The 16,554-nt window shown below is 46.5% G+C and carries 13 protein-coding genes; 9 read left to right on the forward strand and 4 right to left on the reverse strand.

The features are described from left to right. The first annotated feature begins 40 nt into the window (after positions 1 to 40). Positions 41 to 1,396: an FAD-binding oxidoreductase gene (locus tag Q9R46_RS05115; protein ID WP_311279189.1), complete on the forward strand. Its 1,356-nt coding sequence runs from the start codon at positions 41 to 43 to the stop codon at positions 1,394 to 1,396. Between the two features lie 217 nt (positions 1,397 to 1,613). On the opposite strand, the gene Q9R46_RS05120 is transcribed toward Q9R46_RS05115, so the two are convergent. The 4 genes from Q9R46_RS05120 to Q9R46_RS05135 form a co-directional block, all read right to left on the reverse strand. Continuing rightward, on the reverse strand, positions 1,614 to 3,014 hold the full coding sequence (locus Q9R46_RS05120) for a prolyl oligopeptidase family serine peptidase (RefSeq protein WP_311279190.1): 1,401 nt from the start codon (positions 3,012 to 3,014) through the stop codon (positions 1,614 to 1,616). A 159-nt stretch (positions 3,015 to 3,173) separates the two neighbouring features. Further along, the gene (locus Q9R46_RS05125; protein WP_145329247.1) at positions 3,174 to 3,470 is read right to left on the reverse strand and encodes a putative quinol monooxygenase; all 297 of its coding nucleotides are present in this window, start codon (positions 3,468 to 3,470) and stop codon (positions 3,174 to 3,176) included. A gap of 125 nt (positions 3,471 to 3,595) precedes the next feature. Next, positions 3,596 to 4,246 (reverse strand): nitroreductase family protein, encoded by a 651-nt coding sequence (locus Q9R46_RS05130; protein WP_311279191.1) that lies wholly within the window; start codon positions 4,244 to 4,246, stop codon positions 3,596 to 3,598. A gap of 24 nt (positions 4,247 to 4,270) precedes the next feature. Further along, positions 4,271 to 4,690 carry a MarR family winged helix-turn-helix transcriptional regulator gene (locus Q9R46_RS05135; RefSeq protein ID WP_311279192.1) on the reverse strand — a complete coding sequence of 140 codons (420 nt, stop codon included), beginning with the start codon at positions 4,688 to 4,690 and terminating at the stop codon, positions 4,271 to 4,273. Positions 4,691 to 5,107: 417 nt separating this feature from the next. Between Q9R46_RS05135 and Q9R46_RS05140 the strand changes: the two genes are divergently transcribed. The 8 genes from Q9R46_RS05140 (at position 5,108) to pfkB (ending at position 16,478) form a co-directional block, all read left to right on the forward strand. Continuing rightward, a complete protein-coding gene (locus tag Q9R46_RS05140) occupies positions 5,108 to 6,709 on the forward strand; it encodes an AraC family transcriptional regulator (RefSeq protein WP_311279193.1) in 1,602 nt (533 codons plus the stop codon). Between the two features lie 109 nt (positions 6,710 to 6,818). Then, positions 6,819 to 7,802 (forward strand): ABC transporter substrate-binding protein, encoded by a 984-nt coding sequence (locus Q9R46_RS05145; protein WP_311279194.1) that lies wholly within the window; start codon positions 6,819 to 6,821, stop codon positions 7,800 to 7,802. Positions 7,803 to 7,835: 33 nt separating this feature from the next. Beyond that, on the forward strand, positions 7,836 to 8,648 hold the full coding sequence (locus Q9R46_RS05150) for a (2Fe-2S)-binding protein (protein WP_311279195.1): 813 nt from the start codon (positions 7,836 to 7,838) through the stop codon (positions 8,646 to 8,648). A gap of 595 nt (positions 8,649 to 9,243) precedes the next feature. After that, on the forward strand, positions 9,244 to 11,808 hold the full coding sequence (locus tag Q9R46_RS05155; protein ID WP_397386363.1) for a beta strand repeat-containing protein: 2,565 nt from the start codon (positions 9,244 to 9,246) through the stop codon (positions 11,806 to 11,808). Between the two features lie 372 nt (positions 11,809 to 12,180). Next, the gene (locus tag Q9R46_RS05160) at positions 12,181 to 13,608 is read left to right on the forward strand and encodes an NAD(P)-binding domain-containing protein (protein WP_311279196.1); all 1,428 of its coding nucleotides are present in this window, start codon (positions 12,181 to 12,183) and stop codon (positions 13,606 to 13,608) included. Between the two features lie 132 nt (positions 13,609 to 13,740). After that, on the forward strand, positions 13,741 to 14,247 hold the full coding sequence (locus Q9R46_RS05165) for a hypothetical protein (protein ID WP_311279197.1): 507 nt from the start codon (positions 13,741 to 13,743) through the stop codon (positions 14,245 to 14,247). Positions 14,248 to 14,817: 570 nt separating this feature from the next. Continuing rightward, positions 14,818 to 15,564, forward strand: a complete 747-nt coding sequence (locus Q9R46_RS05170) for a DeoR/GlpR family DNA-binding transcription regulator (protein ID WP_090920406.1) — start codon at positions 14,818 to 14,820, stop codon at positions 15,562 to 15,564. A gap of 2 nt (positions 15,565 to 15,566) precedes the next feature. Then, entirely contained in the window at positions 15,567 to 16,478 is a 912-nt protein-coding gene (gene pfkB / locus Q9R46_RS05175; RefSeq protein WP_311279198.1) for a 1-phosphofructokinase, read from the forward strand. The last annotated feature ends 76 nt before the right edge of the window (positions 16,479 to 16,554 follow it).

A 16,554-nucleotide genomic window follows, 5' to 3' on the forward strand; every position in this document is an offset into this window, starting at 1 on the left:
AAGTGCTTTATAACGATCAATAATGCTGGGAGTGGGATGTTTGACAACAAACACAAAAACAAAACTAACCGGACGTGTCATTTTTAAAGGAGATCCAGGGTATGAGGCAGCACGTAAAAACTGGGACCCGCATACCGACAGGTTTCCTAAAGTCTTCGTTTTTGCTCAAAAAACGAAAGATGTATCCAATGCCATCAGATGGGCTCGTGAAAACAATGTACCGATTCGGCCGCGAAGTGGAAGACACGCGCTTGAGGTTAATCTGTCACAGGTGAACGGCGGGATTGTCATTGATGTCAGTGATCTGAATACCATCAAGCTGAACAAAAAAACAGGAACCGTAGTTGTAGGAGCAGGCAATCGGGTTGGGCGAATCGCTCATACACTCGCACGTCAGGGATTCATCGCTCCATTTGGGGATAGCCCAACCGTTGGTATAGGTGGTATTACGCTTGGGGGAGGGATCGGCCCTCTTCAACGAACGATTGGTCTGATCAGTGATAATCTGCTGGAATTCGAGATGGTGGATGCAAACGGGAAAATTATTCGTGCGAACAAAAATCGTAACGCAGATCTGTTTTGGGCATCGCAGGGTGGTGGCGGAGGAAACTTTGGAGTGTATACCCGTTACAAATTTAAAGTACGCCGGGCACCAGCCAGAGCGACAGTATATCGGATCACCTGGCCTTGGGCTCAGTTCGAGAAGGTACTCAAGGTTTGGCAAAAGTGGGCGCCTTCCGTGGATACCCGGCTCGGGAGTGAGCTGTCGATCGGTCCGAAAAAGGGTGGCAATGTCAGTATGGAAGGTTTGTTTCTGGGTTCAAAATCCGAGGCACTGCGTTTATTAAAGCCGATGACCAGCACGGGTACACCATCCCAGACGATCATACGTTCAGTGCCTTACACAGAAGCCGTTACTTTTCTTCTACCACCAGATCCTGTACTAACTCAGAGATACAGCAATCAATTTTCTTCCGGATTTGGACGAAAGGCGTTTCCAGATCGGGCGATCAAATCGATGCGAGCGTTTCTGGAAAATGTGGAAGGCGAGTTCGCCGGATTCTTCTTCCTCAACTGGGGCGGAGCTGTCAGTCGTAAATCACCTACCTCCACAGCATTCTACTGGCGTAAAGCCAAGTTCTATGTGGAATGGAACAGCTCCTGGACGAAACCGTCTCAGGCGGCCAAAAATATTGCCATTGTGCGTAACACACGCCAAAAATTACAGCCTTACATCGTCGGTTCCTACATTAATGTACCGGATCAAGGCATCAAACGCTCAGGTCCGGTGTATTACGGGGCGAACTACGCAAGATTACGCAGAGTCAAAGCCAAATACGATCCCAAAAATGTGTTCAATAACCCGCAAAGCATTCCTCCGGCACGTGGCCTATAGTAAGACTAATGGGGGCCAGATAAATCGAACTGGTCAAATTGAAAAAAAGGATGTAACAGAAAAGGAGCCGCTTGGTGCGGCTCCCGGGCAATATCTCATTAGTCTTACTTGCAGGTGTATAGAACACTTTGTGGACTTCAAGAACATTCGTAGCGAGTTGTTCACGTGTTCACGGAACATTCTTCGGCTCCTTGCGAAGTAGACATGCTCTGGGCTGTTACTTTTTCTGGTTAGCCAGCCACTCCATAAGCGTGACGTTTTTACCTTTAATTTTCACAGGTTTACCATTGAAGTCTTTGGAAATATCATTGTTTAAAACAGGAATCCAGGACCAGTGTCCATTATACTCATATGGCGCGTTATCGCCATTTCCTTTGGTGTATACTCCACTCAAATCCAGCACCTTATCAAAATAGGAGTAATGGGCGTTTTTGGCTCCCGAGGCAATCAGGCGTTTGTAGGTAGCTGTTGACGTTTTGGACGTATCCACCGTCTGATCCGCCCCTGCCGCCGTGAACCAGATCGGAATATTCTTCAGTTTGGCAATATCCTGTTTGGTCAACAAACGATCCTCGTAAGCTTCTGCGGAAGGATAAGCAGCTGCAAAGTAATCCGGGTTCGCAAGCAACATGTTCAAAGTCATAAATCCGCCATTGGAGCAACCGCCAATGTAGATTCGGTCTGTATCAATATCCGCCGCATGCTGTTTCACATATTGTTTGATCAACGCGGTTAACGATTTTGTATACATACTCTTTCCGTCTTTGGTATATTGCCCGGTTCCGTCATTCATCCAGAAGGTTGGAGTCTGGGGCACCAATACAGCGGCATCACCAAAATACTTCTGGATCGATTCATCGGCTAAAGCCGTCACTTTATTACCCAGCAGGGCGATTCTCGGATCAGTGCCTCCTTCACCGGCACCATGAAGCCAGATGATCAACGGTTTTTTCTTGCTGGTTTCCGGCATATAGGATGCATACGTTAAATGAATCTGACCGAACTTGGAGTCCTTGTAACTGAATTTGCCGGATGTATCAAACACGTCAACACCTTGTTCAATCATGGTATGCGGGGTGTCTGGCCTTGTGGTCAAATGCTCAACGGCATTGCCCATGGTATCTTGAAGGGATTTTTGCTGAACAATCGTATATTGAAGGTCGACATACTTGTTGGTAAATGACTGCAGATCAAACATAAACGGACTTGTGGTCATTAGATCGGGATGGACTTTCATCTCCATCGTAATATATTGTCCTGTGGACAGGGAGGTTTTGTTGCCATCTTTGTCCGAAAGGTAGGCTCTCTCGATCGTTCTGCTACTGCTGTCTGAGCCATCATACTTTTGCTGCGTTTGAAAATTAATCATTGGATAATTACGTTCCGCAAAGATCTTGAAGGTGTCTGTGGTCAGTGTATTTCCTTGAATGGCTACGCCCGTATCCAGAATAATCTTGTAAACACCGGGACCCCAATCATAACCTTTGGTCACGAGGGAGTAGGAGAAAGGAGAACGTGCTTCGGTTGAATTGTTTGCGCTTACATTTGTGGATACAAGAAGAGTGGAAGTTAAAGCCAGAGCCAGGAAACCTGAAAGCAGTCCTTTTTTCATCTTCATCAGCATATACCTCCGAAATATTATGTATGTCACCTTAATCATTGTACCATTTCAGGAGGAACATGGGAAATTCAATTGTCTTATCCTGCTTATGCATAAGTAAAAGAACCGTCTGAAAATCACCATGAGGTGAGATCCAAACGGTTCTTTGTATGTGTATTATTGTTTAACAGCTTCGCCAGCAAACACTTCAACGTTCATTGGTGCAGCCATGAATGCCGCAGCTTGTTGAACAAACGCTTGGAAGTGAGCACTAGAGTTGTGAGCAGCGGTTGCTGGCTCATCTTTCCACAGCTCGATCATCGTGTAGCTTTGCTCACGTTCTGTGCTTTTCACCAGATCATAGCTGATGTTTCCTTCTTCTTGACGAGTTGCAGCGATCAGTTCTTTGGCAGCAGCCAGGAAAGCTTGTTCTTGAGCGGCTTGTACTTGCAAATGGGCGTGAATGATAATCATCGTTGTGACCTCCAGATAGTTGTTTGTTTTCAAATAGAGCTAATCAATATGAGACCATAACGTCTCTGTGTTTCACTCTTTAAATAGCAGTTTGAGCAATTTATAATCAATGCTGTCGTACTCGCTTAAGCCCATGTAGTGATTGTATCTACAGGCAGACGGTAAGATGGGTGACCTTCTTTAGCAGATTTACCAATCGAGATCAGCATAACCGGTTGATAACGCTCTTTATCCATGCCGAACGTTTCAGCGATTTGAGCTTTTTCGTATCCGCCGATTGGGTTTGTATCGTAACCGTGAGCACGAGCAGCCAGCATCAATTGCATGGAAGCCAGGCCAGCATCGATCAGGTTCACGTCACGCAGATCGGAAGCAGGCATATTGTCGTAGTAAGGTTTAACCACTTTGACTTGTTGTTCTGCGATTTCTTTAGGCATATATCCATGCTCTACCGCTTTGCCGAAAATCTCTTCCAAGTACTCGCCATTCTTCATATCGATAAACACGCCGATTACAGCGGCAGAAGTCAGCACTTGATTTTGATTGAATTTAGCAAGCGGTGCGAGCTTTTCTTTGCCTTCAGGTGTATCAACAACAAGGAAACGCCAAGGTTGCATGTTTACGGAAGATGGAGCGCGGGAAGCTTCTGCCAAAATTTCAGTCATTTCTTCACGGCTGATTTTCACTTCTGGATCATACAATTTGACGGAACGACGACCGTACGTAATTTCGTTGAAATCATTTGTTTTTTGGAATTTGCTTTGTGTTGTAGACATGGAAATCTCTCCTCTATATATGGTTTAAAAATTGTTTTGCATACGTTCCAAGAAATCGGCCAGTGCCTGAATCTCCTCTTCACTGAAACCATCCAGAATCTGATGAATAAAGTTGGTTTTCTCTGTTTTATATCCTTCAATCTGTTTGCGCCCATGATCCGTTAGACGAACAAAAGTTACCCGATTATCCTCAGGATTTTTACGTCTTGTAACCATCTGGTCCGCTTCAAGTTGTTTCAGGTGGCGTGTGATTGCTGCACTGTCGATGTTAATGATCTTCTGGAGCATGGATTGGTTGATCTCATCTACCTGATCCAGCTCGTGCAGAATTTCAAAGCGAGAGGAACTGATCCCGGTACAGCGTTCAAACTTGGGACTGATTTTGTTCCCCAGCACATTCAGCAGATTAATGATCTGCTCTTCTTTGGAAACCATACGTGTCATGACTAGACCTCCCGGGTGAATCCAATCAACAACGGCGTATGTTAACAAATAATTAAAGTTGCCAGTATACAATGCCATTGCTTCATGATTCTGTAGCTCTCTCAATCGTTGATGGATCAATAGTTGATACGTCAATCATTGATGGCTCAATTAATATAACATGTCATTTATCATAATGCAACAGGTTGGAAGAAAGAAAAAAAGGATTTTTTAAATACCTTAACGCGGATATTCATAAAGAAGGATTAGTATAGGTTGTCCCTAAAAGTCTAATTTAACCCAGCATGAGTTTTATTGAGAATTATTATCATCTAGACTATAATAAAAAATAATGAGTCGGGTTTTGCTAGTAGAAAGCAAAAAGTAAATTATTAATTTGGTGAGAAGTAGGGCTTGCCCTATGGAGAGGGAGTTCTCATGAAAAGAACAGACTGGATGAAAAGGCTGGAGCGACTATATTTTTCTTCTATTCACATCTGCCATTACGTGTGTAAACCAGGGGAGTCACAACACAGGATATGGAGAAGATTCGCCGTATGCAGAATAATGGATGGCACAGGGATTTTGACAATTGATAACGTAATGTATACGTTGTCCTGTGACGATTGGTTTGTGCTTAGTCCAGGCATGCACGTGGAGTTACAAACAGATATAGAAGTCACTGTCCGAGTTCAGCTCATTTTATTTTCCGGTGTGGAACTTGTCCGAACACACAATGTTTGGCACACGAAGCCGTTTGATTTTCCCGTTACAGGCAAGCTTGAATTTTCATCCAATAGGCGGGATATTCAAGAAAGAATGGATCGATTAATGTATAAAAGCTTCACTGCGGCAGAATCGGAAAACATAGGCAAGAAGTATCTTGTGCACCAGCTGCTAATTCAGTTGATGACTTCTGTTAAACCCTTGGTTCAACCTCAGGTTGGAATGAACTTGGCCATAGATTATATGACACACCACTATACGAAGGACATTCGAATGCATGACATGGCCCGTCTGGCAGGGCTTAGTGTGAATCATTTTATAAGAACATTCAAACGTCAATTTGGGATGACACCGATGGATTATATCCAGAAACAACGGATGACGAAGGCCAAACAGCTATTGTTTTCTACAGACAAGATCAAGATCATCGCGGAGCAGGTAGGATACAGGGACGAGCACTATTTCAGCCGGGTGTTCAAGAAAAATGAAGGTGTTGCTCCAACATTGTATATGAAAAATAAAGTTAGCCGTATTGCAACATTATACTATGGGCTGGATGATGTTGTTCTAACACTCGGGTTGAAACCTGTGTCTGCTTTATCTTATGTTCAAAGAGTGACTCATCCTACCCTTATGCCTGCACATCAAGCCGATTCTCCTCAAGAACTTATTCTGGACAGCTCCGGTCAGAACTATGATAAATTGAAGGGATTGCAGCCAGATTTAATCATTACGAGTGACCGTATGGAGCCAAACGAATCACTGCATCATATTGCTCCTACAGCAATCCTTAAACACACGAATCAAGTAGGCGAAAGTCTGCTTTATATGGCGGATATATTGGGACGGAATGAATATGCTATTCGTTGGATTGAACAGCATGCGGATTTAAGCCATGTTTTTCAAAATCGTATTCACTCCGAATGGGGAAAGCAGTCGGCAATGTTTATCCGCGTTTCCTCAGAATTCTATCGGATGTATGGATTGCATAATCAGACCGGTTCCTTGCTGTATGATGATATGGGATTTCATATGCCAGAGAATTACCCAAGCGAACAGTGGGCTGTGGAGATGAACATCCATGATGTGCAGCTATACGATGCGGATCATCTATTTGTTATGGTGGATCCGACAGCAGAAGCGAGAACTCAATTTCAACGTTTGTTGAAATCTGATGGATGGATAACATCGAAGGCTGTGCAGGAAGGCCGTGTTTATGATGCAGGGGATATTTTCTTCCAAACGCTGGGTCCAACCGGGCGTGTAAGGGCTATGAAGTATGTAGCCAAGCAGCTTGGCGTTGCCTTAGGGTGATATTTTACACGTAAAGAGAGTGGAATAATCCATGGAAAGCTTGTTTGCTTTTCCCTACCATAATGATAATGATTATTATTATTAAGTGGAAAAGGGGAATTAAAACGAAATGCTAAGACAGAGAACAGCCTATATGATTATGTTGTCCCTGCTCGTGCTCGTTCTGGCGGCATGTGGCAAGACAACGACTGAAGCTTCACATGGAACATCTCCGAAACAGGACACAGCGTCTGAAGATAAAGGCACACAAACCATTCAACACCTGAAAGGAACTTCGGTTGTACCAAAAAAAATAGAGCGTATGGTTGTGTTATCTGCTGCTTACATTGATCACATGCTTACCATTGGTGAGAAACCTGCTGGTGTTAATGTAGAAATACGCTACGGTGGAGATTACTTGCCTTATCTGGCAGATCAGCTTCAAGGGGTTCCAACGGTAGGTTCGGCAGATAGTCCCAATCTTGAAGCTATTGTTCAGATTGATCCGGATGTGATTGTAATTGAGAGTCGAACAGCTGAAAATTCATATGATCAGTTGGAGAAAATCGCTCCTACGATTGTATTAGGTGACGAGTGGATGGATTACAACGGCGATACAGAGTATTGGACTCAAGATTTACTGACTATTGCTGGAATGTACAATAAGGTTGATCTGGCTAAAGAAAAAATCGCGGAAGTAGAGCTACAAGCCGATCAACTTAAAGCTGAAATACAACAGTTGGGTCAGAAAAAACTGGCTTATCTAAGAGTAAGGGAGAAGAACCTGCAGATTTATGCGGCAACAGGTCACCCGACGAATACACTTTTGTATCATGATCTTGGGTTTGAACCTTCCGCTGTGACCCCTGATGAACAACGTGAAGATCTGTCTATGGAGAAGATAGCAGATATCGATGCCAATTATGTTGTGCTCGAAGCCGATCCCAATGCCCAGGACTATTTAAGTAAGATGAAAGAAAGCTCACTTTGGAAAAGCGTTCCGGCTGTTGGGGCTGACCAGGTCTATCAAACCGACTCCTTCTGGTTGTTTAAAGGATGGGGAGCTATAGGACGAAGCGAAATATTAAATGAAATTAAAGATATGATTCAATAGATGGTACGTTATTCGGAGCATGGGTGTTCAGAGATGTTGGCAGCATTGGAAACTTCTTTGGTGACGAGTATTCGTGGAGCAGATGAGAACTCCACATATGCTTTTGCTGTCAGTGATTTGCTACATGATGAGAAGAGAGGCTTGATATTACACCAACAAGCCTTACAACAAGGACTTGATCTAGGCGGCACAGGAAGTGTGGCGGTAGGTACCCTTTTTGCCAAGCGATATTCGGTATGGGTTATGGCTGTAATCTCAGCTTGCAGTCTATACGATACTCTTCTGAATATCGAGGATGATGTTGTACGATTCGAATTGAATGGCACGGGCGGGATGCGCTATGAGACTCGGTTGGAAAGAAGTATAGATAATGGTTCAGGACTGGGGAGTGGGACTAATATAGATTCCACTAGTGAGGTTTTGGCTCAGCGCAGGACAGAAATTAGTATGCTACGGGATAGTTTGCAGCTGCACTTGGAACGTATTTTCCAATCCGTTGCTGCGGCAACAGGAGCAAGCACAAGGGTTATGCATGCACTGGTGGCACATAATGTACAACAGTTGCTTACACAGATAATTGAAGATCACGCCATATGGAAGACGGATAAGCGTCTTGAGCTCATTAAGGATGATGTACAAGTATGGCTAGAGGAATCGACGAATAATACATTTTCGACTCGGTTGCAACGCTTTGAACATCCGGAATGGGAGGGTCCTCCGTTTCTGATCCGCAGGTATTGCTGTCTGGCGTATCAAGTGGGTAGCGGCAGTTCTGCCCATGGCTATTGTAACACTTGTCCAAAACTAGATTCAGAATCGCGATGGCGCATGCTTTTGAAATCGTGATGATTAAAGAACTTGGTTTATAAAAAATACAGTTACAGTCGGTGTATTTACTCTCCGAAGGTAGCTGTTTTTTGCGTTAGGGCAAGGGCGCTCCAAAATCAATGAATCCCTGTGAATTAGGCGGCTCACATAGCCAGTCTTAGACATAAAGTATATGAATACAACAGCGGATAAGTACTTTTATGTAAGGGAGGGTTGTTTTGTGAGTGGTGCATCCAAACAAGAGCGTAAGTTATCTTTAACTAGCAGAGCACGACGTAACGGTCAAAAGAAGTCAAAAGTAAGGTTGATGTTAGTAAAAAAAAGAAAATCTCGTAGAAAAAATAAACATAAAGTTAAAAAGAAGAAAAGATGTGTCCCTCTATATCTTAGGGGGCCGAGAGGCTTTCGAGGAAAGATGGGACTAAGAGGAGATAATGGAGCCACTGGTGTAACCGGGGTAACGGGTGTAACCGGACCGACTGGACTTACAGGAGAAACAGGGGCAACAGGTGCTATCGGAGTTACAGGAGAAACGGGTGTAACAGGAACAACTGGGATCACGGGAGAAACTGGCGTAACAGGCACTACCGGGGTTACTGGGTTAGCCGGGGCCATGGGTGCTACCGGAACAACTGGAGTTACAGGAGAGACTGGTGCGACAGGAGCAACCGGGGGTACTGGAGAGGCAGGAGTAACGGGTGTGACCGGAACAACTGGGGCAACAGGAGCAACCGGGGTAATTGGAGAGGTCGGGGCAACGGGTGCGACTGGAGTAACTGGAATTACAGGAGAAACTGGTGCAACAGGAGCAACCGGGGTAACTGGAGAGGCAGGAGTAACGGGTGCGACCGGAACAACTGGAGTCACGGGAGAGACTGGAGAAACAGGCGCAACTGGAGAAACAGGAGCTACAGGAGCAACCGGAGTTACAGGGTTGGCCGGAGCCACGGGTGCGACGGGACCGACTGGAGTTACAGGAGCAACAGGAGCAACCGGGGTTACTGGAGCGATCGGAGCCACGGGTACGACCGGAACAACTGGAGTCACAGGAGGGACCGGGGCAACAGGAGCAACCGGGGTTATTGGGTTGACCGGAGTAACAGGTGCTACCGGAGCGACGGGAGTTACGGGAGAGACTGGTGCGACAGGCGTAACCGGGGGTACTGGAGAGGCCGGAGCAACGGGTGCGACCGGACCGACTGGATTAACGGGAGAGACTGGGTCAACAGGTACAACCGGAGTTACTGGGTCGGTCGGAACCACGGGTGCGACCGGAGCAACCGGAACGACTGGAATTACAGGAGAAACAGGAGCTACAGGAGCCACTGGGGTAACTGGAGAGTCTGGAGCCACGGGTGCGACTGGATCGACTGGGGTCACTGGAGAGACTGGCGTAACAGGCACTACTGGAGTTACAGGAGAGACAGGGGCGACAGGTCCAACTGGAGTTACTGGAGAGGTCGGAGCCACGGGTGCGACTGGACCGGCTGGGGTCACTGGAGAGACAGGGGCGACAGGTCCAACTGGAGTTACTGGAGAGGTCGGAGCTACGGGTGCGACCGGACTGACTGGAGTCACAGGAGCAACTGGCGCAACAGGAGCAACTGGGGTTACTGGAGAGGCCGGAGTAACGGGTGTGACCGGACCGAGTGGAGTCACGGGAGAGACTGGTGCGACAGGAGCAACAGGTGTAACTGGAGTCATAGGGTCAACAGGCACAACCGGAGTCACTGGGTTGGCTGGAGCCACGGGTGCGACAGGAACAACTGGGATCACGGGAGAGACTGGTGCGACAGGAGCAACCGGGGTTACTGGAGAGGCCGGAGTAACGGGTGTGACCGGACCGAGTGGAGTCACTGGAGAGACAGGGGTAACAGGTGCAACCGGTGTAACTGGAGAGGTCGGGGCCACGGGTGAGACCGGACCGACTGGAGTTACGGGAGAAACAGGGGCAACAGGTCCAACCGGCACAACCGGTGTAACTGGAGAGGTTGGACTCACGGGTGCGACCGGAGCGACTGGAGTTACGGGAGAGACTGGGGGAACAGGTCCAACCGGAGTTACTGGAGATGCCGGAGCAACAGGTGTGACAGGATCGACTGGATTCACGGGAGAGACTGGTGCGACAGGTGCAACCGGGGTTACTGGAGTCGCTGGGGTAACGGGTGCGACGGGAACGAGTGGGGTCACGGGAGGGACTGGAGCAACAGGACCAACCGGGGTTACTGGGGTAACTGGAGTCACAGGGGCAACAGGCACAACCGGAGTTACTGGGTTGGCCGGAACCACGGGTGCGACGGGCACGGCAGGAGTCACCGGAGTTACAGGTGCGACAGGCACGGCAGGAGTCACCGGAGTAACGGGAGCGACAGGCACGGCAGGAGCAACCGGAGCCACAGGTGCGACAGGTACGGCAGGAGCAACCGGAGCCACAGGTGCGACAGGTACGGCAGGAGTCACCGGAGCCACAGGCGCGACAGGTACGGCAGGAGTCACCGGAGCCACAGGCGCGACAGGTACGGCAGGAGTCACCGGAGCCACAGGTGCCACAGGCACGGCAGGAGTCACCGGAGTAACAGGAGCGACAGGCACGGCAGGAGTTACCGGAGCCACAGGAGTGACGGGCACGGCAGGAGCCACCGGAGCCACGGGCACAGCTGGAGCAACGGGACCCACAGGAGCGACTGGTCCTAATTTTGCAACCGAAGGATTTTCGGCTTTTCTCGCCAATCTGACTACGTCTACAAGTACACAATTAACAAACTGGTCGACAGCCAGTCCGTTCTATACTAGTCCTAATTTTAATGCAACAACAGGGAATTATACGATTCCAACGACAGGAAGGTATTCAATTGAAGCCACAATTAACTATGCAACAACCGCAGCCATTGCTCTTTCTCTGGGTGCAGGAGTAAATCCGGCTTTTCTGGTTCAGAGAACATCGCCAACCGTCACAACATTAGTGAGCGGACTGTTGCCCGTTCTGAATGTAGCTGTTACGTTGCTCACCCTTAGAGCTGTGCTCGGTAGCAGTTCTGTTACCTTAGCGGTGGAAGTGGCTTTAAATGCAGGTGACGTCATCGGGCTGTTCTACGCTGCGAACGGCCTGACCATTTCACTCAACTTAGGTAGCGGTGCGACGAACGGGATTTTCTGGTCTGTTCATCAGATGACTTAGGCACGCCTATTTAAAATGTGATGTAAGAGGCAAATAGATAATTTGGCAAAAGTACAATAACGGGTAGTCATAGAAAAACAGGCTTGGAGCAGATCTGAGTCTGTCTTTTTGTATGCTCTCCCGTTATCTTCATTGAATAAAAAGTATCTCAGCGCAAATTTTAAACAAACTAATTTTCTTTAGTATAGGGAAACAAGTATACCCAACTTTTTTAGGTTGAATGACAATTACGTTTCTGTTAGCTTCCCCTACCGGATTTCAACTCATATAATAACGCTAATTCTATTCGGATATTGCAAAGTAACCTGGAGATGAGTGTGTATGAATGCAACGAAGCCTGCTCTAGATAGATTATGAAAGGGTTGATGAAGTATGGGCCTCGAAGCTTTGAATGAACGTGTGAAGCAAGATTTAGCTTATCTATGTTTTGGAGGTACCAGCTGGGTTCGTACAACAGGGCATGCAGAGGGGCATGTCTATGATGTTGTTGTTGTAGGCGGTGGACAGAGCGGCCTTGGGGCTGCATTTGGACTTTTGCGCGAACGGATCTCGAATATTCTGATCATCGACGAAAATGTGGCAGGGCAAGAAGGGCCATGGGAAACTTATGCACGTATGGTAACGTTGCGGACGCCGAAGCACCTAACTTCTATTGATCTAGGGATTCCATCGCTGACGTTTCGTGCATGGTGGGAGGCTCAGGAGGGTGTTGAGGGATGGCAGCAGATCGATAAAATCCCGCGCGGGGACTGGATGAATTATTTACGTTGGTATCGGGAAGTGCTGGACCTTCCTGTACAGAACGAAGTTAAGTTGAATCTGATTGAACCTGGGCAGGATGGAATCCATCGTCTGCATGTAAAAGAAAAAGGAACTCGTGAAAAGCTGATTTTGGCTCGGAAAGTTGTGCTTGCAACCGGTATTCAAGGAGGCGGTGAGTGGCATGTACCCTCACTAATCTCAGATCATCTGCCGCGAGAATTGTATGCCCATACCTCAGAAAAAATTGACTTTGAACGGTTAAAAGGAAAAAAGGTTGCAGTGCTCGGCGGTGGTGCATCGGCTTTTGATAATGCAAACCACGCGCTAGCCTCAGGTGTGGCTGAAGCTCATGTTTTTGTCAGACGTGAACAATTACCACGAGTCAATCCGATTCGTCAAATGGAACAATCCGGCATGATCGAGCGGTTTCACGCTTTACCTATGGCTGATAAGTATCAGGTGATATCTCACTTTTTCAAATATAATCAGCCACCTACCAATGATACGTTCAACCGGGCCGCATGTTGGCCTGGATTCGAGCTACATCTGGATTCACCGTGGTTAAGCGTGCAAGCTACGAATCAAGGAGCAAAGGTTGAAACGGCACATGGAAGTTATACGTTTGATTTTCTTATTGTAAGTACAGGTCTGCTCAGCGATCCCGCTCTTCGTCCTGAACTGCAACTCGTGGAACAGCACATTGCTCGCTGGCAAGATTGTTACGAAGCCCCGCTGGAAGTTCGGAATGCGCTACTTGATGCACACCCTTTTTTAAGCGCTGGATTTGCAATGACCAGTAAAAGTGAACAGGGAAAAACGCTACTGCATGGTTTGTTTATATTCAATTATTCTGCTCTGGCCAGTTGTGGGCTGTCTGCTTCAGCGATATCGGGCACCAGAAGTGCCATCCCCAAACTGGTTGCAGGTATAGCCGATCAATTGTTCCTCGATGACCGGGAGGAGACACTTCGTGGGTTTTATGATTACAATGAGCTGGAATTTACGGAGACATGGGTGAAACGCCCCGTTCTTGGCTGAGGCAATCCTATAAATTATTTCGTGCAGCAGGAGATGCTGTACGTTTTTTTTGTTTTTTTACATTGTGACTTACACTCGGTGTCGATTTATTGTAAAATGTCGTTTGGATCATGTTAAAGGCAGGGATAACAAATGGAACAAAAGAAACAAATAAAACAAATGAATTATGAGCAATTCAGGGCTCATGTGAAAAAAGCATCACGTGTACGTAATGTACCTCTAACCAAAATTGTAGCTTTTCAAGAGAAGTTTATGAAAATTGAGGAAGTACAGTTCTATGATGTAGAGCAAAATTACATGAGTGTGCAAGCCTGTAACACGTTGTGGATGAATCTTGAGAACAAATCATTCCGTAATATGGTCTCTCAGCCATTACAGCTCTATCGGCAGATGCCCAATCTTGGGCGACTTTCTTTCGAGAATCTGATCCGTGAATTATATGACACCGCTGTACCCATCTTGATTGATTATGATCCAGATGAATATTACACCTTAGAACAGTTAATTGAGATACTGGCAACGGATGAGGAAAAGCTCATCGAGCAACTGGAGATGGGAAGATTCAAGGGTGCTTTTATCAACGAAGAAGGTAAATGGCTCAAACCCAAGCCGGAAGTGGAAAGCACGGAGTTATTGTAGAAATACGCCCTATTATACAAAAACGTCAAAATCCTGCAGCACTGCCACCAGAAGCGGCGGTTGTTGCAGGATTTTTAATGACAAGTCTTAATGAGCACGACGAACTACAAATCTATCTCTGCGACAATTGGGAGATCCGGAATCGATAGAATACGCTGGCCCTGAATCAGGATTCCTTTATCTCTGGTACAGAAGGCAGGAGGGCGGCCATTCAGACGACAGTACGGTCCAATCAGCAGAAATCCGCCTATAGGGATGAGTTGTTTTTCTTTTTGGGTAACCGCTCCAATTGAAGGAAATCCAGCCCGAACGCGGGCGTGAAGATTCTTTGGTTGGATGTAACACACAGGTTTTCCGTCGTTTGATCGTACGGTCTGACATTGAAGTCATCACCTCTCCGTTGCAGGGACTAGGTTATCAGAAGCGTGCTAGGGATTATTGGATAGGGACACTTGGACAAGAAAATAAGTCGAACAGTGAAAGTTTTTGAAGGTTTTTAAATTATTTTGAATGAAAATGATTGTTTTTTACGGAATTTATGATACTATAGAAGCAGTTGGAGGAATGCATATGCTGACTGAAGAACGATATGCTGCAATTGTAGAGCGCTTACATTTACAGGGAATTGTGAAGTTGCAAGAGCTGGTTGATGTGTTGGGTGTTTCTGAATCCACGATTAGAAGAGATTTGATTGATCTGGAAAGCCGTCAGATGCTCAAACGTATTCATGGTGGTGCTTCACTGGTAAATGAAAAGTCATTAGAACCAGGTATGGAGGAAAAAACGTTCAAAAACATTCAACAGAAGACAGTGATTGCCCGCCTGGCAGCGCAGGAAATCCAGAATGGAGAGTGCATTTATCTGGATGCAGGCACAACAACACTCGCTATGATCCCTTTTATCGAAGCCAGGGATGTAACCGTGGTCACCAATGGACTATCCCATGTGGAGGCGCTGGTAAGCAAACGAATTCGCAGTTACTTGCTGGGTGGCATGATGAAAATTCATACCAAAGCGGTGATCGGCAGTATCGCGCTACAGAACATGGATAATTTCCGTTTTGACAAGTGTTTTCTAGGAAGTAACGGAGTAGATCCGGAAATGGGGTATACAACTCCTGATCCAGAGGAAGCCTTGATTAAGAGGCGTGCACATCAATTGTCAGGGAAATCCTATGTGCTGGCTGATTCCAGCAAAATCGGGGATATTACTTTTGCCAAATTGTTTGATTTGGAGGAGGCAGATTTGATTACGGAGCGAATGCCTGAACATTGGCGTGCAGTAATCACCCAGAAAACTAAAATAATTGAGGGATAGCGATGATATATACGATAACACTCAACCCGTCCATTGATTACATCGTCGAAGTAAACGATTTGAAGCTTGGCGGGCTTAACCGCATGAATCGGGATTTGAAATTACCTGGCGGGAAAGGCATTAACGTTTCCAGGATTCTGAATCAACTCGGTGCTGCGAACACAGCTATCGGATTTTTGGGTGGATTCACGGGACGTTTTATTAATGACAAGTTGCAGGAAGATGCGATTCAAACGGATTTTGTTACCATTGCAGATGATACTCGCATTAACATCAAGCTGAAGCATGGGGATGAGACAGAAATTAACGGTCTTGGACCAGCGATTCGTACAGAAGAGGCCGAGCAATTATTAAATAAACTATCTTCTTTGCAAAAAGGAGATATCGTTGTTCTCTCTGGTAGCGTTCCGCCATCACTTGGTACAGATTTCTATGATCGTCTCATTCATGTATGTAAACAGACAGAAGCCGAGTTCGTGATTGATACAACAGGGCCTGCTCTGATGCAAGCACTCGTTCATCAGCCGCTACTGGTGAAGCCGAACCATCATGAACTAGCTGAATTGTTTGGCGTAACCATTGAAACACGTGAAGAATTGGTTTCTTACGGACGTAAATTGCTCGAAGCAGGTGCCAAACATGTGTTGATCTCCATGGCTGGAGAAGGAGCATTGTTCATCACCGAGACGAATGTCTATCACGCAACCGTACCTAAAGGCACTGTGAAAAATTCCGTTGGTGCCGGTGATTCGATGATTGGCGGATTTGTTGGTACCTATGTGTTACAAGGAGACTTGCTTGAAGCATTCCGTACAGGGGTAGCTTCCGGCAGTGCGACAGCCTTCTCGGATGACCTCGCTACACGTGAGTTTATTGACGAATTGCGTAATCAAGTGACGATTACAACGCTTTAATTACCTTAATTACCTTGAATAACTGATATAAGGCCTGCCCCATGTGCAGGCCGACCGAACTTAAGGGAGTGTTCCA

The sequence above is a fragment of the Paenibacillus sp. RRE4 genome (assembly GCF_031844205.1).
In the GTDB taxonomy this organism is placed as follows: Bacteria; Bacillota; Bacilli; order Paenibacillales; family Paenibacillaceae; genus Paenibacillus; species Paenibacillus xylanexedens_B.